This is a genomic window from Halomonas sp. THAF5a (genome assembly GCF_009363755.1).
Taxonomy (GTDB): Bacteria; Pseudomonadota; Gammaproteobacteria; order Pseudomonadales; family Halomonadaceae; genus Halomonas.
Window position 1 is genome coordinate 2,920,375 of record NZ_CP045417.1, and the last position, 26,337, is coordinate 2,946,711.

Genomic DNA, 26,337 nt, shown 5'->3' on the forward strand with positions numbered 1-26,337 from the left:
GGAGGTCCTAAGCCAGGGATGGCGTCGGTAGCGCCCAGGGAGGGGTTCAAAGCGCCTCCTCGCAGGCGAGTCTCCAGGTCAGCCCCGACCAACTGAGTGGTCGGACTAGCTGCGACAACCCTGGCTATCCCCTCTTAACTCAGGCCTTCGCATCCACCGGCTGGCGGCGCGACCAGGCGATCAGCGCGAGCCCCGCGGCGATCATCGGCAGGGTCAGCAGCATGCCCATGGTCACCCATCCCAGGGCGATGAAGCCGATGTGCGGGTCCGGCAGGCGCACGAACTCCACCAGGAAGCGGAACACCCCGTAGAGCAGCAGGAAGAGGCCGGAGACCAGCCCGCGGCGACGCGGCACCGCCGAGACCCACCACAGCACCGAGAACAGCACCGCCCCCTCGAGCAGCGCCTCGTAGAGCGACGAGGGATGGCGCGGCGCGGGCCCCATGCCGGGGAAGGGCATGCCCCAGGGCAGCTCGGTGAGACGCCCGGGCAGCTCCCGATTGATGAAGTTGCCGATGCGCCCTGCGCCCAGGCCGATGGGCACCAGGGGCGCCACGAAGTCGGTCAGGGTGAAGAAGGCCAGGCCCTTCTTGCGAGCGAACCAGAGCGCGGCGAGGAGCACGCCGATCAGGCCGCCATGGAAGCTCATGCCGCCGTCCCAGACGCGGAAGATCCACAGCGGGTCCTCGAGCCACTGCTCCATGCCGTAGAAGAGCGCGTAGCCCAGGCGCCCGCCCGCCACCACCCCGATGGCGGCGTAGAACAGCAAGTCGCCGACGTCGTCCCGGGTCAGGCCGATGCGCTCGGCCCGGCGACGCCCGAGGAACCAGGCGGCCACGAAGCCAATCACGTACATCAGGCCGTACCAGTGGACCTGGAAGGGGCCGAGGGCGATGGCCACGGGGTCGATATCAGGGTAAGGCAGCATAAAATCCTCGGAGAAATGGAAGCCGTAAGCCATAAGCCATAAGCCAGAAAGCCTGGGACCATCGCCAGCGCCATGGGGTTTCTTACCGCTTATCGCTATAACAGGAACTTGAGTCCCACCGCCGCCAGCAGCGCGGCGAAGGAGAGGCGCAGCAGCCGGGCCGGCAGCCGGTGGGCCAGCCAGACCCCGAGGCGCGCGAAGGGCACGCTGGCCAGCACGATGCCGAAGAGCGCGGGCAGCATCACGAAGCCGACGGCCCCCGCCGGGAGCAGCGGGTTGCCCCAGCCCACCACCACGAAGGTGCCCGCGCCGAACAGCGCGATGGGCAGGCCGCAGGCGGCCGACGTGCCCGCGGCCTGGGTCATGGTGGCACCGCAGCGCGACAGCCAGGGCACGCTGAGGGTGCCGCCGCCGATGCCGAACAGCGCCGAGACGCCACCGATCACCGCGCCCGCGAGCCCCATGACGAGGCGACCGGGCTGGGCGCCGCCCGCGGTCGGGCCGCGTCCCAGCGCCATCTTCAGGGCGACCAGGATGACAAAGAGCCCGAACAGGGTCCCCAACCGGCCGCCGGAGAGGCTGCCGGCGACGAAGACCCCGGCGACGGCACCGAGGATGAGTCCCGGCAGCAGTGCCAGGAACCAGTCGCGACGGATGCTGCCGCGCCGGTGATGCCCCCAGGCCGAGGAGGCCCCGGTCACCACGATGGTGGCCAGCGACGTGCCCACCGCCAGGTGCATGGCCACCTCGGGGGCCACGCCCTGCAGCCCGAAGGCCACGATCAGGGCCGGCACGATGATCAGGCCGCCGCCCACGCCGTAGAGGCCGGCCAGGGTGCCGGCGGCGGCGCCCAGCGCCAGGTAGGCCAGGAGGGTCGCGATCAGGCTCATGTGTGGTCGGGCTCCGGCAGGACCAGCCACTGGCGGACCATGTCGACCAGTGCCTGGGGGCGATAGGGCTTGGCCAGGAAGTCGTCCATCCCGGCCTCGCGAAAACGGTGACGATCCTCGTCGCTGGCGTTGGCGGTCAGCGCCACCAGCACGCTGCGCCGACGGGCGGCCAGCCCGCCCTCGCGCTCGCGCCAGCGGCGGCTCGCCTCCACGCCGTCCATGCCGGGCATGAAGATATCCATCAGCACCAGGTCGAAGGCGGCCTCCTCGAGCCGCGCCAGGGCCTCCTCGCCACTGGTGGCCGTGGCGACCTCGAGCCCCTGGCGCTCCAGCACCTGGCGCGCCAGGGTGAGGTTCACCGGGCCGTCGTCGACGATCAGCACCCGGCCGCTGGCCGCGGCCCCGGGCAGCGCGGGCGCCTCGGCGGGCTCGTCGAGGTTCTCGAGCAGCAGCATGGCATCGGCGAGCCGCTCGCGCAGCGCCAGCAGGGCGCCACGGTCATGCTCGCCGCTATCCGGTCGCAGGGAGTCGCTCTCCAGCACCTCGGTCAGCGAGGTCATCAGCGGGCCGAGCGACTGGCGCAGGTGGCCGAGGTAGCCGGACTTCAGCCGCGACTCCTCCCGGGCGCGGACGCGACCGGCCTCCAGGCGCTCGACGCGATCCCGGCTGGCCTCGAGGTCCTGGGCCAGGCGCCGCTCGGCGGCATGGCGCTGGTCGAGGTCGTGGCGCCAGCCCTCCATCAGCGCCTCGCAGGCGCTCGCCACGCCCATGAGACGCTGCGAGAGCGGCAGGTCCCGGCGCTGCGGGCGATCATGGCGCGCCAGGTAGTCCTCGACGCCGGCCAGGGCCTCGTCCACGTCGCGCTGGACCCCGCGCAGCCGCTGGCGCAGCAGCGTCAGGAAGACCGCGACGTTGAGGCAGCTACCCAGCAGCAGCGCCACCGGCAGCCAGAAGGTGGTGCCCCAGGAGGCGTGGGCCGGCATGGTGCCCCACAGCAGCAGGCCGACCAGCAGGCAGAGCACCACCAGGGCCAGCTGGGCCAGCAGCAGCGGCCAGAGGATCGGCCACACCAGACGCGACCAGAAGCGGTCCAAGGGGATATCGTCCTGCATTCTCGTCCTTGTGCACGCACGATGAGCGAAAGAGTGTACGCGGCCGAGTCCGGGCTGTCATGGCAACGCCTTCCCCCGGCGCCGGCGGGCGGCTAAGCTGGCCCGATGTGCCTGATCGCCTTCGACCACCGTCCCGGCAGCGACTGTCCGCTGCGCCTGATCGCCAACCGCGACGAGTTTCATGCCCGCCCGACCGCCCCGCTGGGTGCCTGGACGGAGCAGCCCGCCATCATCGGCGGCCGCGACCTGGAGGCCGGCGGCAGCTGGCTGGCCGTGCACCGCCGCGGCCGCTTCGCCGCCGTGACCAATGTGCGCGACCCGCGCCTCACGGTGCCGGCGGGCTCGCCGAGCCGCGGCGCGCTGGTGCGCGAGGCCCTGGAGCGCGACGACCCGGCGACCTGGCTCGAGCGGCTGGCGGACGGAGCCGCCCTCGACTACGCCGGCTTCAACCTGCTGGTGGGCGACGGCGAGACGCTCTGGCACCTGCACCGCGGGCTCGACGACCTGCGCCTCCGGCGGGTGCCGCCGGGCCTGCACGGCCTCTCCAATGCCAGCCTCGACACGCCCTGGCCCAAGCTGATCGCAGCCCGCCAGGGCCTCGGCCGCGGCCTGCGCCACGGCCGCTTTCCCGAGGACGCCCTGCCGGTGCTCGGCGACGCCCGGCCCGCGGATGACGATGCCCTGCCGGAGACCGGCGTGGGGCTCGAGCGCGAGCGCCAGCTGTCGTCATGCTTCATCGTCGGCCGCGACTACGGCACCCGCGCCACCACCTGGCTGAGCTGGTTCGCCAGCGGATGCATCGAGATCGGTGAGCGGCGCTTCGGGCCGGAGGGCGTCCCGCGGGGGGAGCGCGTGGAGCGGCTTACGCTGACCCCGCCGTAGCCGCCGCCCTTCCCTTTCCGGCGCCGCCGGTGTCACGCCGGGTTCCGCCACCGGAGCGTCGATGCCGAGCGCCCGGCCGGGTTCAATCCTTGGGGGGCAGCAGGTGCGCCAGCTGCCACTCGCCGAGGCGAGCTTCCAGGTGCCGGCGCACGGCGTGGGGCGAGTCGAGGCGCAGGGTCTCCTCGACCAGTTCCCGGGCGCTCGCGAGGCTCACCCGGCGAATCGCCGCCCGCACCCGAGGCAGGCTCGGCGCGTTCATCGACAGCGTCGTGAAGCCCATCCCCATCAGCAGCAGCGCCCCGGCGGGGTCCCCGGCCATCTCGCCGCACACCGAGGTGGGCATGGCCAGGCGCCGCGACTCCTCGCCCAGCCGCGCCATGGCCGCCAGCACGGCGGGGTGGTTGGCATCGTAGAGCTCGGCGACCCGCGGGTTGTTGCGGTCCACGGCCAGCAGGTACTGGGTCAGGTCGTTGCTGCCCACCGAGAAGAAGTCGGCGCGACCGGCCAGGGCATCGAGCTGGTAGAGGGTCGCCGGCACCTCCAGCATCACCCCCACCCTGGGCCGCTTGACCACCACGCCCTCCTCGCCGAGCTCGAGGATGGCGCGGTCGAGCAGGCGCAGCGCGTCGTCGACCTCGTCGACGTTGGTGACCATGGGCAGCAGCACCTGCAGGTTGTCGAGCCCCTGGGAGGCGCGCAGCATGGCCCGCAGCTGCACCATCAGCACCTCGGGATGGTCGAGGGTGACGCGGATGCCGCGCCAGCCGAGGAAGGGGTTGGCCTCCTCGATGGGGAAGTACGGCAGGTCCTTGTCGCCGCCGATGTCGAGGGTGCGCATCACCACCGGCAGCGGCGCGAAGCTCTCGAGCTGGTCGCGATAGAGGCGGGCCTGCTCCTGCTCGCCGGGGAAGCGCTCGGTGATCATGAAGGGCACTTCGGTGCGATAGAGCCCGACGCCGCCGATTCGCGACTTGAGCGACGCCACGGTGTCCACCGCCAGGCCGGTGTTGACCATCAGCGGCATGTCGTGGCCGTCGGGGGTGCGGCTGGGCAGGTCCTGCTCGTGCTCCAGCACCGCCATCAGCGCCCGCTCCTCCTCGATCAGGCTCTGGTAGTGGCTCTCGAGCTCCGGCGAGGGGCGCACGAAGAGGCGGCCGCGATGGCCGTCCAGCACCACCCGGTTGCCCCCGAGGCGCGGCAGCGGCAGGTCGACCATGCCGAGCACCGTGGGGATCCCCATGGCCCGGGCGACGATGGCCACGTGGGAGGTGCTCGACCCGCGCACCGAGATCAGCCCGGCGAGCTTGTCCCGGGGCACCTCGCCGAGCATCGCCACGCTGATCTCGTCGCCCACCAGGATGGTGTTCTCGGGGTAGACGTCCGGGGTCTGGGGCGTCTCCTCCTGCAGGTGGGCCAGCACGCGACGCCCCAGGTCGCGGACGTCCGCCGCCCGCTCGCGCAGATAGTTGTCGTCGACCCGCTCCAGATACTGGACGTGCCGGCGCACCACGTCGGCCAGCGCCCCGGGGGCCCACTGCCCCTCGCGGATGCGCTTCTCGACCTCCTGGGAGAGCGCCGCCTCGCTGAGCATCTGCTGGTAGACGTCGAACAGCGCGAGCTCCTGGGCGGAGATACGGCTCGCCAGGCGCTCGCCGGCGGCGCGAATCTCGTCGCGGACCCGTCCGATGGCCTCCTTGAGGCGGGCGATCTCGTAGTCGACGTCGGTGGGAATCAGGTCCGCCACGCTGTCGAGGTCGGCCGGCGCGGCGATCACCACGGCCTCGCCGATGGCGATGCCGGGCGAGGCGGCCACGCCGGTGAAGCGTGCCTGGCCGCCGGGGATGCTCGGGCGATTGAGCCCGCCGGTCGCCAGGGCATGGGCCAGGACGCCGGCCAGCTGGGCGGCCATGGTGACCAGGAAGGCCTCGTCCTCCTCATCGAAGCGCCGCTTCTCGGACTGCTGCACCACCAGCACGCCGAGCATGCGGCGCTGGTGGATGATCGGGACGCCGAGAAAGCTCGAGTAGCGCTCCTCGCCGGTGGCCTCGAAGTAGCGGAACTGCGGGTGGGCCTGGGCATCCTCCAGGTTGAGCGGCTCCTCGCGCTTGGCCACCAGGCCCACCAGCCCCTCCCCCACCTCGAGGCTCACGCGTCCCACCGCCTGGGCGCGCAGGCCGATGGTTTCCATCAGCACCAGGCGATCGATGGCGTGATCGAAGAGGTAGAAGGAACAGACATCGGTGCGCATCGCCTTGCGGATGCGCCGCACCATGGTGGCGAGCGCTGCGTCCAGGTTGCGCGCCCCGTTGACTTCCTGAATGATGCGTCGCAATACCTCGAGCATTGGCGTCTTTTTTTCCATTGTGGTTGTCTCTCGCCTCGCTGAGGGGCTGGCCATCAGGCCATCGTCTCATCCATGACCGAGGGCCAGCCGCTGCGCCCGGGGGGACAGCTCGCGCAAGGCGCGGCGGTACACCTCGCGCTTGAACGGCACCACCTGTCCCAGGGGGTACCAGTAGCTGACCCAGCGCCAGCCATCGAACTCCGGCTTGCCGGACAGGTCCATGCAGATCCGGCTCTCCTGACAGCGAATCCGAAGCAGAAACCACTTCTGCTTCTGGCCGATACACACCGGCCGGGAGTGGGTACGCACCATGCGTCGCGGCAGGCGGTAGCGCAGCCAGCCCCGGGTGCAGGCAAGGATCTCGACGTCCTCGGCGGTGAGGCCGATCTCCTCGTGGAGCTCACGAAAAAGTGCCTGTTGCGGAGTCTCGTTAGCCTTGATGCCTCCCTGGGGAAACTGCCACGCGTTTTGCCCTACCCGACGCGCCCAAAGCAGCTGCCCCATCTCGTTGGCGATGATGATGCCAACATTGGGGCGAAAGCCGTCTGCGTCGATCACGGACTTCACCTTATGGTTTCAGTATTGGGACCATTCTTCCACAAGGCCACAAAGCGCATCAATACAAGGCGTCGGCCGGCGACCAACGTGGGACGCGCCTGGCCGGGCGCTCGAAGCGCGTCATCGCTTCTGCCATAATCGATGGCCTTGCCGAGAGCGCCGTGGGCGCGTCCATCCAGATCCACACCACCCGAGGGGAACGCAGTGAGCCTTGCCATCTTCGACCTGGACAACACCCTGCTGTCGATCGACAGCGACCACGCCTGGGGCGAGTTCCTGCTGGAACAGGGTGCCGTCGACCCGGTCGCCTACCGTGAGGCCAACGACCGCTTCATGGCCGACTACGAGGCGGGCACCCTGGACATGCAGGCCTTCCTCGAGGTGGCCCTGCAGCCGCTCGCGGCGCATACGCCCGAGCAGCTCGCCGCCTGGCACCAGCAGTTCATGGTCAGCAAGATCGAGCCGCATATCCTCGCCCGGGGGGAGGAGCTGGTGGCCCGCCACCGGTCGCGCGGCGACACCCTGATGATCATCACCGCCACCAACCGCTTCATCACCGGTCCCATCGCCGAGCGCCTGGGCATCGACGAGCTGATCGCCGTGGAGCCCGAGATGGTCGACGGCCGCTACACCGGTCGCGCGCTGGGCATCCCGAGCTACCGGGAGGGCAAGGTGAAGCGCCTCGAGGCATGGCTCGCCGACCGCGACCTGACCCTGGACGGCAGCTGGTTCTACAGCGACTCCCACAACGACCTGCCGCTGCTCGAGGAGGTCGAGCATCCGGTGGCGGTGGACCCCGACCCGAGCCTGCATGAGGTCGCCAAGGCCCGCGGCTGGCGCATCATCAGCCTGCGGGACTAACTTCCCCTAAGGGTCCGTTGTTGGACCGCGCTGTCGATTGCCGCAAAAAACGGAAAACCCCGCTCAGGTTTATCCTGGCGGGGTATTCTTGCAGCTTAAAGCTTATGGCTTACAGCTGGGGTTCAGCCCAGCAGGTGCTCGACGGCGGCGCGCTCCTCGCGCAGCTCGTTCTCGGTCGCCTGCATGCGGCCGCGGCTGAACTCATCGATCTCCAGGCCCTGAACGATCTCGTACTGGCCGTTCTTGCAGACCACCGGGTAGGAGTACATGATGCCCGGCTCGACGCCGTAGCTGCCGTCGGCGGGGATGCCCATGCTCACCACCTCGTCGGTGCCCAGCGCCCAGTCACGCATGTGATCGATGGCGGCGGAGGCGGCAGACGCCGCGGAGGAGGCCCCGCGCGCCTTGATGATGGCGGCGCCGCGCTGCTGCACGGTGGGGATGAAGTCGTTCTCGTACCAGTCGCGCTCGACCAGCTCCAGGGCCGGGGTGCCGGCGACCTTGCAGTGGGCCAGGTCCGGGTACTGGGTCGCGCTGTGGTTGCCCCACACCACCATGGACTCGACGTCGGTGACGTGCTTGCCGGCCTTCTGGGCCAGCTGGGTCTTCGCGCGGTTGTGGTCCAGGCGCATCATCGCGGTGAACTGGCCGGCATCCAGGTCGGGCGCGTTGCAGGAGGCGATCAGGGCGTTGGTGTTGGCCGGGTTGCCGACCACCAGCACGCGCACGTCGCGGCTGGCGTGGTCGTTCAGCGCCTTGCCCTGCACGGAGAAGATGGCGGCGTTGGCCTCGAGCAGGTCCTTGCGCTCCATGCCCGGGCCGCGCGGACGCGCGCCGACCAGCAGGGCGAAGTCGGCATCCTTGAAGGCGACATTGGCGTCGTCGGTGGCCACGATGTCATGCACCAGCGGGAAGGCACAGTCGTTGAGCTCCATCACCACGCCGTTGAGGGCGTCCATGGCCGGGGTGATCTCCAGCAGCTGCAGGATGACCGGCTGGTCCTTGCCGAGCATGTCGCCGGAGGCGATGCGGAAGGCAAGCGAATAGCTGATCTGGCCGGCAGCACCGGTGATGGCAATACGGACGGGGTCTTTCATGGTGGCTCCTTGGGTTGTCAACGCATGGGTTGTCGCCGTGAGGATAAGCCCGGTGGACCGTCTGCCCACCCTGGCCGGGATGCGAACCGACAAGATGTTATGCCTGCACTGCACAAAACTCAATTCGACCTGCGGCTAGGCCCGCCGCCACCCTTCCCCACCGCCCCACGACAAGACCCCGCGGGACCAGGGGTCTCGCGGGGTCTTGGGTCGCCGCCGTGGGCTCAGGCCCGGGAGTCGGCCTCGGCGCGGGTGGCATCCGGCGAATGGGCGGCGTGCAGCCGGGCGATCAGCCGGTCCTCGAGCTCGAACCGCTCGCCTAGCCCCTTGGTGAGGCGATCGATCCAGGCCGGCAGCCGGGCGAGGTGCTGCTCGCAGCGGGTCGAGGAGGCGAAGTCCTCGTCGAAGGCGAGCACCAGCTCGGTGGACATCTCGAGCCGCTCCATCAGCTGGTCGGCAAGCGCCAGGGCGGGCTCGTCGTCGAAGGCACGGGCCTCCTCGCGCAGCTGCGGATAGATCTCGAAGTGGCCGGCACTGATGTAGTCCATCAGCAGCTCGCTGAAAGCATCGATATGGGCCTTGGAGACAGCCTCCAGCTCGGCATCGCAGGACGCCTTGAGGTCGACGAGGTGGACCAGCAGCACCCGGCGCGCCTCGAGCCAACGATCGATCAGCTGGTGGACACCCCCCCAGCGCTCCTGGGCATTCGTGCAATCTTCCAGCATGGACACCTCCCTTGCTCTGCGGCCGACTCGAGCCGCGAGCTCACAGACTCGCGCTTGCCGATGACGGTGTCAATCCTGCCACGCCCCGAACACGACAGAATCGCCCGGCGACGCCGCCCGCGCGGCGCCTAGCCCGGCCAGTGATAGCCGCGACGCGGCCGGTTGGCCGCCAGCAGCAGGCCCAGCGGGGCCAGGGCGAGGATCAGGAAGCCGACCAGGGTCCAGCCGGGCAGCGAGACGCCGAGCAGGCGAAAGCTGATCTCGGCGCACTCACCGGAGCCGGAAAGCACCTGGGAGAGCACCTGCTGCCAGGGCAGGATCTCCATCATGTAGTCGAGCCCCGGGCCGCAGCTCGGCACCTGGTCCGCCGGCAGCGACTGCAGCCAGAGGTGGCGCCATGCCACGGCGATGCCGCCGCCCACGGCGGCGAGCGACAGCAGGCCGTAGAGCACCGCGCCCAGGCGCCCCTCGGGGTTGTGGAGGGCGGCCACCAGGAAGACCGCCGCCGCGGCCAGCACCGCCACCCGCTGGAAGATGCAGAGCGGACAGGGCTCGAGCCCGACGACATGCTCGAGCACGAGGGCCACGCCCATCATCAGCACACAGAAGGCGAGCCCGACGAGGCTCCAGGCACGCAGGTCCAGGCGACGCAGTTCATCGATCATGAGCGGTCTCCCGTCGCCAGCGGGGTGACGCTGCGTACCTCGCGGGCACGCTCGAAGTAACGGGCCAGGAAGGTGTCGAAGTCCGCCTCGTCGCCGGCCTCGATGTCCGCCTGCTGGTCGCGGGAGCTGGCCACCAGGTCGTCGAAAAGGGCCTCCCGGGCGGGGTCCATGGGCGTGTCGCGAAAGCCCTCCGCCTGCTCCCGGGCGAGGCCGAGCATCGCCTCGAGGAAGGATTCGCCCCTCGACTCCAGTCGAGCCAGCAGCTGCCCGGAGGGGGTCAGGGACGGATCGTGGAGGCGCGGTTCCAGCGCGGCCAGGGCCTCGCCGTGGGGCGCGCCCTCCTCCAGCCGGTCGAGCAGGTCCGCCACCGGGCCCATCTCGGCGAGTATCTCGCCGCCCCAGTCGGCGATGGAGCGGTGGCGGCCGTCCTGCAGCAGGCGCAGCGCCGGGTCCCGCCCGCGCTCGACCACCAGGCGACGGTTGTCGTCCAGGCGGTCGCACTCGTCGTCGGGGATCCACGGGCTCTCGGTGAGCAGGCACCACATCAGGAAGGTGTCGAGGAAGCGGATCTGGGTCTCGTCCACGCCCAGCGGCAGGAAGGGGTTGAGGTCCAGGCAGCGCACCTCGATGTACTCGACGCCGCGGGCCTCCAGCGCCTGGCTGGGGGTCTCGTCGTGACGCGCCACCCGCTTGGGCCGGATATCGCTGTAGTACTCGTTCTCGATCTGCAGGATGTTGGCATTGAGCTGGCGCCAGTCGCCGCCCTCGTTCACGCCGCGACGCCGGTAGTCCTCCCAGGGGGTGGCGATGGCGTGACGCAGGGTGTTGACGTAGTTGGAGAGCGAGTTGAAGCAGATCTTGAGCTGCTCCTGGACCTTGTTCTGATAGCCCAGGTCGGACATGCGCAGGCTGGTGGCGTGGCGCGACACCAGGGTGGCGTCGCCGTGGGGCTCGAGCTTCGCGGGCACCCGGCCGTCGGGCAGGAAGCTGCGATCGAGCGCCGGCGAGGCGCCGAACAGGTAGAGCAGCAGCCAGCTGTGGCGGCGGAAGTTGCGAATCAGGCCGAAGTAGCGCGTCGAGCGGTAGTCGCCGAGGGGCGTCTCGGTGTCGCCGTCGAGTTCGCGCAGCGCCTGCCAGAGGTCGTCGGGCAGCGAGACGTTGTAGTGGACGCCGGCGATGGCCTGCATGATGCGCCCGTAGCGCAGGTCGAGGCCCTTGCGGTAGACGTGCTTCATCACCCCGACGTTGGAGTCACCGTAGTCGGCGATCGGGACGCTGTCGTTGCCGTCGAGGCGTGCCGGCATGCTCGCCGGCCAGATCAGCTCGCCGCCCAGGTGGCGATAGCTGAAGCGGTGCAGGTCGCCGAGGAAGGCCAGGGCATCGCCCGGCCGGCAGTAGACCGGGGTGATGTACTCCAGCAGCGCCTCGGAGTAGTCGGTGGTGATGTGCGGGTGGGTCAGCTTGGACCCCAGGGCGGCCGGATGCGGCGTGGCGGCGATGCGGCCCTCGCCGTCGACGCGCAGCCCCTCCTTCTCGATGCCGCGGCGCAGTCGGCCGACGCGCCCCTGGTCGGCCAGCCCCTTGAGTCGATCGACGCGGGCGTTAAGCGATTCGGACAAGTTGGTCACCATATGGGAAAGGGCGGGCGCCTGGGCGCCCGACAAGCATCAGGTTAGGGCGCCGCCGGGCGGCGCTTCAAGGAGAGCGGCGCCTCGGGCCCGGCGGCGCGTCACGCTCACGTTCAGCGCCCCTTCTTGGCCTTCAGGAGCGCCGCGCCCAGGGCCCCCATCTGGCCGCCCTGCTCGGGGGCCTGGCCGCGCGCGGGCTTGCCGCGATGGCGCGACTCGCCTTGGCTGCGACGGGCCTTGCCGGCCGGCCGCTCGTCGCCACTGGCCGCCTCGGGCTGGTCGCTGAGGCGCATGGTCAGGCCGATGCGCGAGCGGGCCAGGTCGACGCTCATCACCTTGACCCGCACGATGTCGCCGGCCTTGACCACGCTGCGCGGGTCCTCGACGAACTTTTCGGCGAGCGCCGAGATATGCACCAGACCGTCCTGGTGCACGCCGATGTCGACGAAGGCCCCGAAGTGGGTGACGTTGGTCACGCTGCCCTCGAGGATCATGCCGGGCTCGAGGTCCTTGAGGGTCTCGACGCCCTCGCGGAACTCGGCCGCCTTGAACTCGGGGCGCGGGTCGCGGCCCGGCTTGTCGAGCTCGGCGAGGATGTCGCTCACCGTGGGCACGCCGAAGCGCTCGTCGGCGAACTCGGCCGGCTTGAGCGCCTTGAGGGTGGCGCTGTCGCCGATCAGCCCGGCCAGGTCGCGGCCGCTCTTCTCGGCGATGCGCTCCACCAGCGGATAGGCCTCGGGGTGCACGGCGCTCGCATCCAGCGGGTTGTCGCCGTTCATGATGCGCAGGAAGCCCGCGCACTGCTCGAAGGTCTTGGGCCCCAGGCGACTGACGTCGAGCAGCGCCCGGCGACTGGTGAAGGCGCCTTCGGCGTTGCGCCGGGCGACGATGTTGTCGGCCAGCGCCGCATTGAGGCCGGCGACCCGGGAGAGCAAGGCGCTCGAGGCGGTATTGAGATCCACCCCCACGGCGTTGACGCAGTCCTCGATCACCGCCTCCAGGCTCCGGGAGAGCTGCAGCTGGGAGACGTCGTGCTGGTACTGGCCCACGCCGATGGACTTGGGCTCGATCTTGACCAGCTCGGCGAGCGGGTCCTGCAGGCGCCGGGCGATGGAGACCGCGCCGCGGATGCTGACGTCGAGGTCCGGGAACTCCCGGGAGGCGTACTCCGAGGCGGAGTAGACCGAGGCGCCGGCCTCGCTGACCATCACCTTGGCGAGCCGCCGGCCGCCGGCCCCCGCCTGGGAGGAGAACGCCTTGACCAGCTCGCCGGCCAGCTTGTCGGTCTCGCGGCTGGCGGTGCCGTTGCCCACGGCGATCAGCGCCACGTCGTGCTTCTTGACCAGCCGCGCCAGCTCCTCCAGCGAGGCCGCCCAGGCGTTGCGCGGCGCGTGGGGGTAGATGGTGGCGTGCTCGAGGAACTGGCCGGTGGCATCGACCACCGCCACCTTGCAGCCGGTGCGCAGGCCCGGGTCGATGGCGAGCGTCGCCTTGGGCCCCGCCGGGGCGGCCAGCAGCAGGTCCTTGAGGTTGGCGGCGAAGACCTCGATGGCCTCGGCCTCGGCGCGCTCGCGCAGCCGCCCCATCAGCTCGGTCTCGAGGTGGGTATAGAGCTTGACCCGCCAGGTCCAGCGCACCACCTCGGCGAGCCAGCGGTCGGCGGGACGCCCCTGGTCGCTGATGGCAAAGTGCCTGGCGATGGCCACCTGGGCCGGGTGGACCGGCGCCTCGTCCTCGCCGGGCAGGCGCAGGGTCAGCGCCAGCACGCCCTCGTTGCGGCCGCGGAACATCGCCAGCGCCCGGTGAGACGGTACCTTGGCGAGCGCCTCGTCGTGCTCGAAGTAGTCGGAGAACTTGGCGCCCTCCTGCTCCTTGCCGGCGATCAGCCGAGCGGAGAGCTCGCCCTCGCTCCACAGCCGCTCGCGCAGGCGTCCCACCAGCTCGGGGTCCTCGGCGAAGCGCTCCATCAGGATCTGCTTGGCGCCGTCCAGGGCGGCCTTGGCGTCCTCGACCGCGGGGATGTCGCCCTCGGCAGCGCGGAGATACCTGGCCGACTCGGTCTCGGGCGTCAGGCTCGGGTCGGCGAGCAGCGCCTCGGCCAGCGGCTCGAGCCCCGCCTCGCGGGCGATCTGCGCCTTGGTGCGCCGCTTCTTCTTGAAGGGGAGGTAGAGGTCCTCGAGGCGCTGCTTGGTGTCGGCGGCGCGGAGGCTGGCGGCCAGGTCATCGGTGAGCTGGCCCTGCTCGTCGATGGCGGCGAGCACCGCCTCGCGGCGCTCCTCGAGCTCGCGCAGATAGCCGAGTCGCTCGTGGAGCGCTCGCAGCTGGATGTCATCCAGCCCGCCGGTGACTTCCTTGCGGTAGCGGGCGATGAAGGGCACGGTGGCCCCGCCATCCAGCAGCTCCACCGTGGCCGAGACCTGCGGCGGACGAACGGCGAGTTCGTCGGCGAGGCGGGCGATGATCTTGTCGTGTGCGTCCATGAAATCCTTGGCAATCAAACGTCCAGACGATCGCGACAAGGTACCACACTCGGGGTTCAGGCGGGGACGAATCGCAGCGCCAGCCCGTTGTTGCACCAGCGCAGGCCGGTGGGCTCGGGGCCGTCCTCGAAGACATGGCCATGGTGGCCGCCGCAGCGGGCGCAGTGGTATTCGGTGCGCGGGAAGACCAGATAGTAGTCGACGCTGGTCAGCAGGTGCCCCTGGACGTGCTCGAAGAAGCTCGGCCAGCCGGTGCCGGAGTCGTACTTCATGTCGCTTTCGAAGAGCAGCAGGTCGCAGCCGGCGCAGCGGTATTCGCCGGGGCGCGTCTCCTTGTCCAGCGGGCTCGAGAAGGCCGGCTCGGTGCCCGCCTCGCGCAGGATCTCGAACTGGGCACCGCTGAGGCGCTCGCGCCACTCGGCCTCGGAGAGCTCCAGCACCTCGATGTCGTCGGCACGACGGAGGTCGAGCTTGGGCCGCGCCAGGGCCAGTCCCGGCACCAGGCCCGCGATACCGCCGGCACCAACCAGCCCGAGGAAATGACGTCGTTTCATGGTGGCTCTCTCATAACGGGGTGTGATCTGGGTCGTGCTCTCCCCCCTTTCCTTACATCAACAAAGAGGGGGAAGCCTCGGCTTCCCCCTCTCGGACAGGGCTAGAGCGATCGGGTTCTCCCCGACCCGCCTCAGATCAGGCTGGGACCGGCCTTGACGATGGCCTCGTTGACACCCTCGAACTTCTTGAAGTTGTCGACGAACTTGGCGACCAGCTCGCCCAGGTGGCGGTCGTAGGCGGCCTTGTCTTCCCAGGTCTCCCGCGGGTCGAGCAGGCTGGAGTCCACGCCCGGCACCGCGGTGGGCACGGCGAGGTTCAGGCCCTCGACCATGCGCGTCTCGACATCGCGCAGCACGCCGGACTGGATGGCGCTGATGATGGCGCGGGTGGTCGGGATGGAGAAGCGCGCGCCGCCCTCGCCGTAGGCGCCGCCGGTCCAGCCGGTGTTGACCAGGTAGACCTGGGCGTCCTTCTCGGCCACGCGCTTGATCAGCAGGTCGGCGTACTCGCGGGCCGGACGCGGGAAGAAGGGCGCGCCGAAGCAGGTGGAGAAGGTCGCCTCGAGGCCGGCGGAGGAGCCCATCTCGGTGGAGCCGACCTTGGCGGTGTAGCCGGAGAGGAAGTGGTAGGCCGCGGCTTCCTTGGAGAGCACGGAGACCGGCGGCAGCACGCCGCTCATGTCGCAGGTCAGGAAGACGATGGCGTTGGGCTCGTCGGCCCGGTTCTCCGCCACGCGCTTCTCGACGTGCTCCAGCGGGTAGGCGGCACGGGAGTTCTGGGTCAGGCTGTCGTCGGCGAAGTCCGGCTCGCGACGGTCGTCGAGCACGACGTTCTCCAGCACGGTGCCGAACTTGATGGCGTTCCAGATGATCGGCTCGTTCTTCTCGGAGAGGTCGATGCACTTGGCGTAGCAGCCACCCTCGAAGTTGAAGACGGTGCCCGGGCCCCAGCCGTGCTCGTCATCGCCGATCAGGAAGCGCGCCGGGTCGGCGGACAGGGTGGTCTTGCCGGTGCCGGAGAGACCGAAGAACAGGGTGGTGTTGCCGTCCTCGCCCACGTTGGCGGAGCAGTGCATCGGCAGCACGTCGGCGGCCGGCAGCAGGAAGTTCAGCACCGAGAACATCGCCTTCTTCATCTCGCCGGCGTAGCGCATGCCGGCGATCAGCACCTTCTTCTGGGCGAAGTTGAGGATCACGCAGCCTTCGGAGTTGGTGCCGTCGCGAGCCGGGTCGCAGGCGAAGAAGGGCGCGTTGAGGATGGTCCACTCGTCCTTGGATGACGGGTTGAAGACCTCGGGACGCACGAACATGGTGCGGCCGAACAGGTTGTGCCAGGCGGTCTCGGTGGTGACGCGCAGCGGCAGGTGATGGACCGGGTCGCTGCCCACGTGCAGCTCGGAGACGTAGGACTCGCCGCTGGCCAGGTAGGCCTCGACGCGGGTCCAGAGGGCGTCGAAGCGATCCGCCGGGAAGGGGCGGTTGACGCTGCCCCAGTCGATCTGATCGCTGGTGCTCGGCTCGTCGACGATGAAGCGGTCCTTGGGGGAGCGGCCGGTGCGCGCACCGGTATTCACCACCAGGGCGCCGCTGGCGGCCAGGCGACCTTCCCCGTTGGCCACCGCCCGCTCGATCAGCTCGGCGCTGCTGAGGTTGACGTGGGACGTGATGGCTTGCTGGGGGGCGGCTTGAGTCGTGGTCATGTCGTTTCCTGGGCCTTGCGGCCGCTTCTCTCTCGTGTGCCGGGCGTCGGTGACGCAACGTGGTGGGTCTTGCCGGATCGCCGCGAGCGGGGTGCTCCCGTTCTGTGCGCTTGGCGATCGAACCGAAAATCGGCGCCATTATGGCAAAAAGCCGGCCGCCGGGAAACGTCGTTCTTGGGCGAAGTTCTTGTAGTTTTACTACTACATCGGCGCCGTTCACGCCCGCTCGCCACCGCCAACTTGTTGCCCTGCAACACCGCGGCCGCCGTCCACGGCCCCGCTCAGTGCAGCGTGGGCACCGGTCCGTCGGGGTCCTCCAGCATCGCCTCGACCTCCACGACGCTGAACGCGTAGCGGGTGTGGCAGAAGTGGCACTGGGTCTCGATGCCGCCCTGCTCGGCCAGCACGTCGCGCAGCTCCTGCGCGCCGAGCCCCAGCAGGGCGTCGGCGATGCGCTCGCGGGAGCAGGTGCAGCCGAAGTGGAGCGCCTTGGGATCGAAGACCCGCACCTCCTCCTCGTGATAGAGCCGACGCAGCACTTCCAGCGGCTCGAGGCTCAGGAGCTCCTCGTCCTTGAGTGTCTCGGCGAGGTGCACGGCACGCTCCCAGGCGTCGTCGTCCTGGTTGAGCGACTCGTCGGGCAGGCGCTGCAGCAGCAGCCCGCCGGCACGCTGGCCGTCGGCGGCGAGCCACAGCCGGGTGGGCAGCTGCTCGGACTGGGCGAAGTAGGCGGCGAGACAGCCCGCCAGGCTGTCGTGCTCGAGGGCCACGATGCCCTGGTAGCGATGGCCGTCGGTCGGGTCCAGGGTGATCACGATCTGCCCCTCGCCCACCAGCTCGCGGAAACCGGCGCCGTCGCCGGGAATCGCGGCTTCCTCGTCGAGGCGGGCGATGGCGCGCAGCTCGCCGCCGGGGTTGGACTCGGCCATCAGCAGCGAGAGCGCGCCCTGGCCGCGCACCTCGATGCTCAGGGTGCCGTCGAGCTTGACGGTGTCGGTGAGCAACGCCACCGCGCAGAGCAGCTCGCCCAGCAGGTGGTTCACCGCCGCCGGGTATTCATGACGGTCGAGCACTTCGGCATAGGCGCGCTCGAGGCTGACGATCTCGCCGCGCACATTGGTGCGCTCGAAGAGAAACCGCTGGATCTGGTCGTTCATGTCGTCGGAAACCTGAAAGGTGAATAGCAAGGACGAAGGGGGCAAGACCGGGCACGTCGGGTCGGGCGCGGACTCACTCGCCGCCACGCTCCTGGAAGCGCTTGATCTCGCGGCGCTGCTTCTTGTCGGGGCGCTTGAGGGGGTGCTGCATCGCCTGGTTGGTCAGCCGGCGAGCCTCCGCCTCGCGCTCGCGGCGGGCGGCACTATCGTCGGTCTCGCGGTAGAGGGCCCGGGCCTCGGGGGCGCCGCGGCGCTGCTCGGAGAGGCCCACCACCTCGACCTCCAGGGTGTCCCAGCCCTGGGGGACGCGGATCAGGGCGCCGACCTCGACGCCCTTGCTGGTCTTGGCCCGGCCGCCGTTGTAGTGGACCTTGCCGCCCTCGATGGCCTTCTTGGCGAGCGCCCGGGTCTTGAAGAAGCGCGCCGCCCAGAGCCACTTGTCGAGGCGCACGCTACTCATTCCCGGCCTCCCTCGGCGAGGACATCGTGGCGCGGCGGGTACGCCTCGGGCAGCAGGCGGGCGAAGCGGTCCAGGGCGATGAACTCCTCGAGCTCCTTCTCGGGGCGGCCGCTGTCGGGCTGCTTGATGCCCAGCAGGTGGCGGATGCCGAATTCCCGGGCGCTCTCGAGCACGGCGGCGTTATCGTCGATGAAGAGGGTCCGCGCGGGATCGAAGGGCTCGACCTCCTGCAGCGCGAACCAGAACCCCTGCTCCTCCTTGGGCACGCCCAGGTCCGCCGAGGAGACGATGGCATCGAGATACTCCTCGAGGCCGGTCAACGGCAGCTTGAGCGCCAGGCTCTCGCGGTCGGCGTTGGTGGCCAGCACCACCCGGGGATGCGCCGCCTTCAGCCACCGCAGGAAGTCCAGGGCGTCGCCGCGCAGGCCGATCAGGTGCTGCACCTCGCGCTTGAGGGCGACCACGTCGACGCCCAGCTCCCGGCTCCAGTAGGCCAGGCTGTACCAGTTGAGGGTGCCCTGCTCGCGGATGATCCGCGCGCGGATCTCGTCCTGGGTCGAATCGTCCAGGCGATGCAGCTCGACGTAGCGCCGCGGCAGGTGCTCGAGCCAGAAGTGGCTGTCGAAGTGCAGGTCCAGCAGGGTGCCGTCCATGTCCAGCAGGACGGTATCGATGGCGCGCCAGTCGATCATCGCTACTCCGGGAATGAGTCGGGCGGTGGAAACGTAGTATTGTATCGAATCGCCCGGCGTGACGCATATCGCCCCCTTCCCTGGCCTGGATCGCGCGCCGCCATCCGTTCGCCACACGGAGTTCCGCCATGTCCGACCCGCACGACAGCGGCCACCACTGGCCCACACGACCGCACATCCTCGACCGGCGCAGCGTGGCGCGCAGCCGCCTGTTCCACGTGGAGGAGCTCGACCTGCGCTTCGCCAACGGCGCCGAGCGCACCTTCGAACGGCTCACCGGCAGCGGCCAGGGGGTCGGCGCGGTGATGATCGTGGCCATGCCGGACCCGGAGCACGTGCTGCTGATCCGGGAGTACGCCGCCGGCTTCGAGGAGTACGTGCTGACGCTGCCCAAGGGGCTCGTGGACCCCGGCGAGGACCTGGTCACCGCGGCCAACCGCGAGCTGATGGAGGAGTGCGGCTTCGGGGCGCATCGCATCGAGCCGCTGGTGGAGCTGTCGCTGGCCCCCAACTACATGCGCCATCGCATGCAGGTGCTGCTGGCCACCGACCTCTACCCGAAGCGCCTGCCCGGCGACGAGCCGGAGCCGCTGATCGTCGAGACCCACGCCATCGACGAGCTCTCGGGACTGCTGGCCCGGGAGGACTTCCACGAGGCACGCGCCATCGCGGCGCTCTTTATCGCCCGGGACAAGCTGCGCAGCGAGGCCCCCGACGACACCGGGCTCTGGTAAGCCCGACGGGATCGCCCGGACCGGGCGATCCAGACCGCTGGGCCGACTACCGGCTGTGCAACCGGCGGCGCTTGCTGCCGCCCTCCTTGAGCTTCACCCAGCGCCCCTGGCGATAGCTGTCGAGCCCGGTCTCGAGCAGCGTCATCACCTCCAGGGCCGACTCGCCGGTCACCGGCGGCGGCGTGCCCCTGAGCAGCGTCTCGGCGATGCCGTCGTAGTAGGCGGTGTAGTCCCCCGGCACGACCGGCGCCTCGCGGCTGACCAGGGCCGCGGCCTCCTGCCCCCCCTCTCCCTCGTCGAGGGTCAGGGTGCCGGGCGAGGCGTCCAGGCCCCAGCCGGGCGTCGGCCGCTGGCCCGCCTTGAGCCAGCCTTCCTGGGGGTCCCGGCCGTACTTGACGAAGCTACCGCGGGTCCCGTGGACGCGGAAGCGCGGGGTCGGCTCGGCCACCAGCGAGCTCGCCTGAAGGGTCACCCGCAGGCGGTCATACTCCAGCAGCGCCAGGAAGTCGTCGTCCACCTCGGCCCCCTCGCGGGCGGTGGCGAGTTCCAGCAGGATCGCCCGGGGCATGCCGAAGAGCTCCCGGGCCTGATCGAGCAGGTGCGGCCCGAGGTCGTACCAGATGCCTGCGCCCGGCTGGTGGCGATCCCGCCAGCGGTCGGTGACGTGGGGGCGGAAGCGGTCGAAGCGCGACTCCAGGGACACGACCCGCCCCAGGGCGCCGTCGTCGATCAGCGACCGGAGGGTCAGGAAATCGCTGTCCCAGCGGCGGTTGTGGAAGACGCTGAGGAGGCGATCCGCCCGGTCGGCCTGAGCCTTGAGCAGGCGCGCCTCGGAGGCGGTGACGCTGAACGGCTTGTCGATCACCACGTGCTTGCCGGCGTTGAGGGCCGCCTTCGCCAGGGGAAAGTGCGTCTCGTTGGGGGTGGCGATCACCACCAGGTCGATATCGCGCCGGGCGAAGAGCGCCGCCGCCTTGGGCAGGACCTCCACCGCCGGCAGGTCGGCCCCGACCCGCTCGGCATCGCGACTGACCACGGCGTTGAGCTCCAGGCTCGGCGAGGCCTGGATCAGCGGCGCGTGGAAGGTACGCCCCGCCAGGCCGAACCCCACCAGGCCCACGCCGATCGTCTGTGTCTTCATCGTGCTGGCTTCCCTGCAGGTATCACGGGCCCGGCACTCGCCGGGCTGGTCTCGCCGCTGGTGGCCTGCCGGCCTAGTCCAGCTTCGTCAGGTCGCGCACCGCACCCTTGTCGGCGGAGGTGGCCAGCAGCGCATAGGCCTTGAGCGCCGCCGATACCTTGCGCACTCGCTGGATGCTCGGCTTCCAGGCGTCGCGGCCACGCGCCTCCTGAGCCTCGCGACGCTCGGCGAGGGCCTCGTCGGAGAGCAGCACGTCGATGGTGCGGTTGGGGATGTCGATACGAATGCGATCGCCGTTCTCGACCAGGCCGATGGCGCCGCCCGCCGCCGCCTCCGGCGAGACGTGGCCGATGGAGAGCCCCGAGGTGCCGCCGGAGAAGCGCCCATCGGTGAGCAGCGCGCACGCCTTGCCGAGCCCCTTGGATTTCAGGTAGCTGGTCGGATAGAGCATCTCCTGCATGCCCGGCCCGCCCTTGGGGCCCTCGTAGCGGATCACCACCACGTCGCCCTCGCTGACCCGGTCGGCGAGGATGTCCGCCACCGCCTGGTCCTGGGACTCGACCACGTGGGCGCGGCCCTCGAACACCAGGATCGACTCGTCGACGCCGGCGGTCTTCACCACGCAGCCATCCACGGCGATGTTGCCCTTGAGCACGGCGAGGCCGCCCTCCCGGGAGAAGGCATGCTCCAGGTCGCGGATGCAGCCGGTGGCGCGGTCGCCGTCGAGGCTCGGCCAGCGCGCGCTCTGGGAGAAGGCGGTCTGGGTGGGGATGCCGCCCGGGCCGGCCTTGTAGAACTCGACCGTCTCGGCGCTCGGCGAGCGCATGATGTCCCACGCCTCCAGCGCCTCGGCGAGGCTGTCGCCGTAGACGGTGGGCACCCGGGCATCGAGCACCCCGGCGCGGTCGAGCTCGCCGAGGATCGCCATGATGCCGCCGGCGCGATGGACGTCCTCGATGTGGTACTTCTGGGTGTTGGGGGCCACCTTGCACAGCTGCGGCACCTCGCGGGAGAGGCGGTCGATGTCGACCATGTCGAAGTCGACCTCGGCCTCCTGGGCGGCGGCCAGCAGGTGCAGGATGGTATTGGTGGAGCCGCCCATGGCGATGTCCAGGGTCATGGCGTTCCTGAAGGCCGCCTTGGAACCGATGGCGCGGGGCAGCAGGTGCGCCTCGTCGTTCTCGTAGTAGCGCTTGGCCAGCTCGACGATGCGGTGCCCCGCGGTCTCGAACAGCCGGCGGCGATCGGCGTGGGTGGCCACCACGGTGCCGTTGCCCGGCAGCGCCAGCCCCAGCGCCTCCATCAGGCAGTTCATGGAGTTGGCGGTGAACATCCCGGAGCAGCTGCCGCAGGTCGGACAGGCGCTGCGCTCCACCTCGGCCAGGGTCTCGTCATCGACGCTGTCGTCGGCGGCCATGACCATGGCGTCGACCAGGTCGAGGCCGTGGTCCAGGAGCTTGGTCTTGCCCGCCTCCATGGGCCCGCCGGAGACGAAGATCACCGGCACGTTGAGGCGCATGGCGGCCATCAGCATCCCGGGGGTGATCTTGTCGCAGTTGGAGATGCACACCAGGGCGTCGGCACAGTGGGCGTTGACCATGTACTCGACGCTGTCGGCGATCAGGTCGCGGCTCGGCAGCGAGTAGAGCATGCCGTCGTGGCCCATGGCGATGCCGTCATCCACGGCGATGGTGTTGAACTCCTTGGCCACCCCGCCGGCCTTCTCGATCTCCCGAGCCACCAGCTGGCCCATGTCCTTCAGATGCACGTGGCCGGGCACGAACTGGGTGAAGGAGTTGGCCACGGCGATGATCGGCTTGTGGAAGTCGTCGTCCTTCATGCCGGTGGCACGCCACAGGGCGCGGGCGCCGGCCATGTTGCGACCGGCGGTGGTGGTGCGGGAGCGGTACTCGGGCATGGTGTCCTCTTCTTCTCTCGTGCATGCCGCCCTCGCCTCCTCGCCGTGGGAGGAGCCCGGGGCGGTTCTCGTGTGTCCAGGAGGAGGATTCTGTCACGCGCCCGGCGCGCAGGCCAGCGCTCCGGGCCCGCCCGTCAGCAGGGCGATCGCTGCAGGACCTGAGGAGGAGCGCCGGGGACAGGTCGAAGAGGGGGTCCTGCGCCATGGATGGCGTCGGTAGCGCCCAGGGAAGGGTTTACAGCGCCCCCTCCTAGACCTGTCGCCGGATCAGCCCCAAGCAATAACGCTGACTGCGATAGCCCCGGGCCCGTCAGGCGCCGCCCACGAGCCGGCCGCCCTCGAGCCGGGCGCATCGGTCGGCCAGCGCCTCGAGGTCGTCGCGGTCGTGGCTGACCAGCAGCACCGCGGCGCCCGCGGCCTTCTGGCGGCGCACCAGGTCCCAGAGCCCCGCGCGGGTCGCCTCGTCGAGGCCCGTGAAGGGCTCGTCGAGCAGCAGGATCTGTGATCCGCGCAGCAGGGCGCGCAGCAGCGCCACCCGCTGGCGCTGGCCGCCGGAGAGCTCCGCGGGCAGCCGGTCATGGAGTCCCGCGAGCCCCACCTCGGCGAGCCCCTCCCGGACCCGGGCCTGCTGGGCCGGGGTGAGGCGCATGTCCGGCGCCAGGCCCAGCCCCACGTTGAGCCACACCGGCAGCTGGTCGAAGAGGTTGTGCTCCTGGAAGACGGTGGTGATGCCGCGCTCCCAGGGCGGCCGCGCTAGCAGGTCCTCGTCCTGCCAGGCGAGGGCCCCGCCGGCCGGCTCGAGAAACCCCGCCAGCAGCCCGAGCAGGGTGCTCTTGCCGGCGCCGGAGGGCCCCGCCACCGACAGGCACTCCCCGGGGGCGAGCCGGAAGTCGAAGCGGAAGTCCGGCATCTCGCCGGGCTCGCTGTGGTCGTAGTGGAAGCTCAGGTCACGGCACTCGAGCATGGCGCTCCTCGCGGGCGAAACGGGTCCAGGGATAGCGGGGCGGGCGCCGGGTGGCGAGGCCCAGCAACACGAAGACCAGCACCACCAGCGACAGCAGCAGCAGCGCGGTGGCGGCGGCGCCCTGCCAGCGGTAGCCGCCGAGCTGCTGGAAGAGCAGCATCGGCAGGGTCGGCGCCGAGGGGCTGCCGAACAGCGCGATCACGCTGAAGTCGCCCAGCGACAGGGTCATGGCGTAGGCCAGCGCGAGGGCCAGGGGACGGCGCAGGCGCGGCCAGACCAGCCAGCGCAGCCGCACCCGCCCGCGGATGCCGAACTGGTCGGCCAGGCGCACCTCGGGCGCCGAGAGCCCGGGCAGCGCGCCGCGGATCACCTGCATGGCGAAGGGCAGCGCCATGAAGGCATTGACCAGCACCACCAGGCCGTAGCCCTGCCAGCCGCTGCCGAGCGTCGGGCGCAGCAGCAGGAAGAGCCCGGTGCCGAGCACCAGGGCGGGAATCACCAGGATCAGCTGGCCGCCACCCTCCATCAAGAGCGCCGCCGCGGCGTGGCGCCGGGCCTTGAGCCAGCGGCTGCCGACGAGCAGCGCGAGGGCCAGCGCCAGCGCCCCGGCCGCCGCGCCGAGGGCCATCACCAGGCTGCGCGCCGCGGCGGCCCACAGGCTCGCCTGGCGGGGCAGCTCCGGCAGCCCGGCCAGGCCCGCCAGCACCACGGCGGCCAGCGGCGGCAGCAGCAGCGCCGCCAGCGCGGTGAGCCAGGCGGCATCGGTGAGGCGCGAGAGGCCCAGGGCATCGCGGCGACGCCAGCGCCCGCCGGAAGGCAGCGCGACCTGGCCCACCACCAGCGAGGGCGTGCCGCCCCGGGAGAGCGCGAGCAGCCACAGCGAGAGGCAGATGATCAGCTGGGTCAGCGCCAGCAGGGCCGCCAGGGCCAGGTCGTGATCGAACTTCAGCGCCTGGTAGAGCGCCACCTCCAGGGTCGAGGAACGCGGCCCGCCGCCCAGCGTCATGACGATGGCGAAGCTGGTGAAACAGAGCGTGAACACCAGCGCCGCGAGCCTCGGCAGCAGGGGTTTCAGCCGCGGCCACTCGAGGGTGCGCCACAGCGCCCCCCGGGTCAGGCCGAGCTGGGAGGCGAGGCGCCAGTGGGCCGCGGGCGCCGTCTCCAGCGCCTGCAGCATCAGCCGGGCGGCGAGCGGCAGGTTGTAGAAGACATGGGCCAGCACGATGCCCGAGAGGCCGTAGAGGTAGCCCGACTCCGTCCCGACGAGCCCCTCCCAGAGCGGCGCCGCCCAGCCGCGCCGGCCGTGCACGGCCACCAGGCCGAACAGGCCGATCAGCGTGGGCAGCACCAGCGAGAGCTCCATGGCCCGCAGCAAGAGGCCGCGCCCCGGGAAGCGCGGGCGCCGCGCCAGGGCCAGCGCCACCGGCACGGCGAGCCCCACGGCGAGCAGGGTCGAGAGGGTCGCCTGTAAGAGGGTGAAGCGCAGCACCGCGGCGAGCCACGGCTCCTGCCAGAGCGCCGCCGGCTGCACGCCCCGGGCCTGCCACAGCAGCGCCCCGAGGCTGCCGAGCCCGAGCCCCGCCACCGCCGCGAGGGCGGCGAGGCCGAGCCCCGGCGCCCAGCGCGAGCGGCGCTCCCAGCGCAGGGTCGTCGTCGCGCCGCTCACCGGACGCTGGCGTTGAGCCACTCGCGGATCCACTCCCGGCGGTTTGCGCGGACCTCTTCGGGCGTGAAGGTGAGGCTCTCGGGCTCGATCAGCCGGTCGAAGACCTCGGGCAGCTCGTCGCCCAGGTCGATGGCCGGGTTCATGACGTTGCCCAGCGGGATATGGCGCTGGAAGGCCGGCGTCAGCATGAAGGCGAGGAAGTCGCGGGCCAGCTCGGGCCGCTCGGTGGTGCGCAGCATCGCCGCGGTCTCGACCTGCAGGTAGTGGCCCTCCTCGAACTCGGCGGCCTGGTAGCGGTCGGTCTCCTCCACCGCCATGTGGTAGGCCGGCGAGGTGGCATACGACAGCACCATGGGCGCCTCGCCGTTCATGAACAGCGAGAAGTAGGCCTGGCTCCAGCCGTTGGTAACGGCGAGCGTGCGCTCGTTGAGTCGCGCCCAGACCTCGGGGGCCCGGTCGCCGTAGAGCTTTCGGATCCACAGCATCAGCCCCTGGCCGGTGACGCTTGTGCGCGGGTCCTGGAGGATCACCTGGACGTCCTCGGGGGCCGCGAGCAGTGCCTCGAAGCTGCCGGGCGGCGTCTCGAGCTGCTCGGTGTCGTAGACGAAGGCGAAATGGCCCCAGTCGTAGGGCAGGAAGGTGTCGTCCTCCCACTCGATGGGCAGGTCGAGGGCGTCGGCGTCGACGCCGTGGGGGGCCAGCAGGTCGAGCGCCCGCGCCTCGGCCATCAGGTTCATGTCCAGGCCCAGCACCAGGTCCGCCCGGCTGCCCTCCCCCTCCAGGCGCAGGCGCTGGAGGATATCGACGCCGCCGGGCAGGGCCACGAACTCCAGATCGCAGTCACCGCAGCGCGCCTCGAAGGCCTCCTCGATGCCGGGACCGGGGCCCCACTCGGAGACGAAGGAGTCATAGGTGTAGACGGTCAGGGTCGGGGCGGCCTGGAGCGAGCCGGCGGCCGCGAGCGCCGCGAGCGACGCGCCGGCGGCATGAACCTTGGAGGGCATGGGCGTTCCTTGTTGTTCATGGAAAAACGACGCACCCGCCATTATGCCATGGCGGGTGCGTGCGGGAGACTCTAGCCGGGTCAAGGGCATGGCAATCGCAGCTGGATCCGACGAGGGGCGCCGGGGACAGGTCGAAGAGGGGGTCCTACGCCAGGGATGGCGTAGGTAGCGCCCAGG

The 26,337-nt window shown here is 70.5% G+C and carries 23 protein-coding genes; 3 read left to right on the plus strand and 20 right to left on the minus strand.

Annotation, left to right across the window (positions count from 1 at the left end; translation table 11 throughout):
- Positions 1 to 139: 139 nt before the first annotated feature.
- The 3 genes from lgt to FIU83_RS13270 form a co-directional block, all read right to left on the minus strand.
- Positions 140 to 928 carry a prolipoprotein diacylglyceryl transferase gene (gene lgt / locus FIU83_RS13260; protein ID WP_152484484.1) on the minus strand — a complete coding sequence of 263 codons (789 nt, stop codon included), beginning with the start codon at positions 926 to 928 and terminating at the stop codon, positions 140 to 142.
- Between the two features lie 95 nt (positions 929 to 1,023).
- Entirely contained in the window at positions 1,024 to 1,818 is a 795-nt protein-coding gene (locus tag FIU83_RS13265) for a sulfite exporter TauE/SafE family protein (protein WP_152484485.1), read from the minus strand.
- Positions 1,815 to 2,930, minus strand: a complete 1,116-nt coding sequence (locus FIU83_RS13270) for a response regulator (RefSeq protein ID WP_152484486.1) — start codon at positions 2,928 to 2,930, stop codon at positions 1,815 to 1,817. Before FIU83_RS13270 ends, FIU83_RS13265 begins: the two co-directional genes overlap by 4 nt.
- A 105-nt stretch (positions 2,931 to 3,035) precedes the next feature.
- Between FIU83_RS13270 and FIU83_RS13275 the strand changes: the two genes are divergently transcribed.
- Positions 3,036 to 3,812 (plus strand): NRDE family protein, encoded by a 777-nt coding sequence (locus FIU83_RS13275; RefSeq protein ID WP_152484487.1) that lies wholly within the window; start codon positions 3,036 to 3,038, stop codon positions 3,810 to 3,812.
- An 82-nt stretch (positions 3,813 to 3,894) separates the two neighbouring features.
- Here FIU83_RS13275 and ptsP read toward each other — a convergent pair whose 3' ends face one another.
- Together ptsP and FIU83_RS13285 are read right to left on the minus strand one after the other, a co-directional pair.
- Positions 3,895 to 6,156, minus strand: coding sequence for a phosphoenolpyruvate--protein phosphotransferase (gene ptsP / locus FIU83_RS13280; protein WP_152485367.1), 2,262 nt, complete (start codon positions 6,154 to 6,156; stop codon positions 3,895 to 3,897).
- A gap of 66 nt (positions 6,157 to 6,222) precedes the next feature.
- Positions 6,223 to 6,714, minus strand: a complete 492-nt coding sequence (locus FIU83_RS13285; RefSeq protein WP_108445830.1) for an RNA pyrophosphohydrolase — start codon at positions 6,712 to 6,714, stop codon at positions 6,223 to 6,225.
- Between the two features lie 204 nt (positions 6,715 to 6,918).
- Here FIU83_RS13285 and FIU83_RS13290 point away from each other — a divergent pair, with 204 nt between their 5' ends.
- Entirely contained in the window at positions 6,919 to 7,575 is a 657-nt protein-coding gene (locus FIU83_RS13290; RefSeq protein WP_152484488.1) for an HAD family phosphatase, read from the plus strand.
- A 122-nt stretch (positions 7,576 to 7,697) separates the two neighbouring features.
- Here the strand turns inward: FIU83_RS13290 and FIU83_RS13295 are convergent, their stop codons facing one another.
- From FIU83_RS13295 to yrfG, 10 genes are all read right to left on the minus strand, one after another.
- Entirely contained in the window at positions 7,698 to 8,672 is a 975-nt protein-coding gene (locus tag FIU83_RS13295; protein WP_152484489.1) for a malate dehydrogenase, read from the minus strand.
- Between the two features lie 224 nt (positions 8,673 to 8,896).
- On the minus strand, positions 8,897 to 9,397 hold the full coding sequence (rsd, locus tag FIU83_RS13300) for a sigma D regulator (protein ID WP_152484490.1): 501 nt from the start codon (positions 9,395 to 9,397) through the stop codon (positions 8,897 to 8,899).
- A 128-nt stretch (positions 9,398 to 9,525) separates the two neighbouring features.
- Complete coding sequence (locus tag FIU83_RS13305; protein ID WP_152484491.1) at positions 9,526 to 10,062, minus strand: disulfide bond formation protein B; 537 nt, start codon at positions 10,060 to 10,062, stop codon at positions 9,526 to 9,528.
- The gene (gshA, locus tag FIU83_RS13310; RefSeq protein ID WP_152484492.1) at positions 10,059 to 11,693 is read right to left on the minus strand and encodes a glutamate--cysteine ligase; all 1,635 of its coding nucleotides are present in this window, start codon (positions 11,691 to 11,693) and stop codon (positions 10,059 to 10,061) included. The genes FIU83_RS13305 and gshA overlap by 4 nt, the downstream gene beginning before the upstream one ends.
- Positions 11,694 to 11,803: 110 nt before the next feature.
- On the minus strand, positions 11,804 to 14,170 hold the full coding sequence (locus FIU83_RS13315; RefSeq protein ID WP_152484493.1) for a Tex family protein: 2,367 nt from the start codon (positions 14,168 to 14,170) through the stop codon (positions 11,804 to 11,806).
- 56 nt (positions 14,171 to 14,226) lie between these two features.
- A complete protein-coding gene (gene msrB / locus FIU83_RS13320; RefSeq protein WP_152484494.1) occupies positions 14,227 to 14,724 on the minus strand; it encodes a peptide-methionine (R)-S-oxide reductase MsrB in 498 nt (165 codons plus the stop codon).
- Positions 14,725 to 14,855: 131 nt separating this feature from the next.
- Positions 14,856 to 16,424: a phosphoenolpyruvate carboxykinase gene (locus FIU83_RS13325; protein WP_152484495.1), complete on the minus strand. Its 1,569-nt coding sequence runs from the start codon at positions 16,422 to 16,424 to the stop codon at positions 14,856 to 14,858.
- A 281-nt stretch (positions 16,425 to 16,705) separates the two neighbouring features.
- Positions 16,706 to 17,581: an Hsp33 family molecular chaperone HslO gene (gene hslO, locus FIU83_RS13330; RefSeq protein ID WP_152484496.1), complete on the minus strand. Its 876-nt coding sequence runs from the start codon at positions 17,579 to 17,581 to the stop codon at positions 16,706 to 16,708.
- A 73-nt stretch (positions 17,582 to 17,654) separates the two neighbouring features.
- The gene (hslR, locus tag FIU83_RS13335; RefSeq protein WP_152484497.1) at positions 17,655 to 18,041 is read right to left on the minus strand and encodes a ribosome-associated heat shock protein Hsp15; all 387 of its coding nucleotides are present in this window, start codon (positions 18,039 to 18,041) and stop codon (positions 17,655 to 17,657) included.
- Positions 18,038 to 18,733: a GMP/IMP nucleotidase gene (yrfG, locus tag FIU83_RS13340; protein WP_152484498.1), complete on the minus strand. Its 696-nt coding sequence runs from the start codon at positions 18,731 to 18,733 to the stop codon at positions 18,038 to 18,040. The genes hslR and yrfG overlap by 4 nt, the downstream gene beginning before the upstream one ends.
- A 128-nt stretch (positions 18,734 to 18,861) precedes the next feature.
- Here yrfG and nudE point away from each other — a divergent pair, with 128 nt between their 5' ends.
- Positions 18,862 to 19,467 (plus strand): ADP compounds hydrolase NudE, encoded by a 606-nt coding sequence (gene nudE, locus FIU83_RS13345; RefSeq protein ID WP_152484499.1) that lies wholly within the window; start codon positions 18,862 to 18,864, stop codon positions 19,465 to 19,467.
- Positions 19,468 to 19,513: 46 nt separating this feature from the next.
- Here nudE and FIU83_RS13350 read toward each other — a convergent pair whose 3' ends face one another.
- The 5 genes from FIU83_RS13350 to thiB form a co-directional block, all read right to left on the minus strand.
- On the minus strand, positions 19,514 to 20,608 hold the full coding sequence (locus tag FIU83_RS13350) for an oxidoreductase (RefSeq protein ID WP_152484500.1): 1,095 nt from the start codon (positions 20,606 to 20,608) through the stop codon (positions 19,514 to 19,516).
- Positions 20,609 to 20,681: 73 nt separating this feature from the next.
- On the minus strand, positions 20,682 to 22,526 hold the full coding sequence (gene ilvD / locus FIU83_RS13355) for a dihydroxy-acid dehydratase (protein WP_152484501.1): 1,845 nt from the start codon (positions 22,524 to 22,526) through the stop codon (positions 20,682 to 20,684).
- 310 nt (positions 22,527 to 22,836) lie between these two features.
- Positions 22,837 to 23,490: an ATP-binding cassette domain-containing protein gene (locus tag FIU83_RS13360; RefSeq protein WP_152484502.1), complete on the minus strand. Its 654-nt coding sequence runs from the start codon at positions 23,488 to 23,490 to the stop codon at positions 22,837 to 22,839.
- Positions 23,474 to 25,177 (minus strand): thiamine/thiamine pyrophosphate ABC transporter permease, encoded by a 1,704-nt coding sequence (thiP, locus tag FIU83_RS13365; RefSeq protein ID WP_172976085.1) that lies wholly within the window; start codon positions 25,175 to 25,177, stop codon positions 23,474 to 23,476. Before thiP ends, FIU83_RS13360 begins: the two co-directional genes overlap by 17 nt.
- On the minus strand, positions 25,153 to 26,160 hold the full coding sequence (gene thiB / locus FIU83_RS13370; RefSeq protein WP_152484504.1) for a thiamine ABC transporter substrate binding subunit: 1,008 nt from the start codon (positions 26,158 to 26,160) through the stop codon (positions 25,153 to 25,155). Before thiB ends, thiP begins: the two co-directional genes overlap by 25 nt.
- Between the last annotated feature and the right edge of the window lie 177 nt (positions 26,161 to 26,337).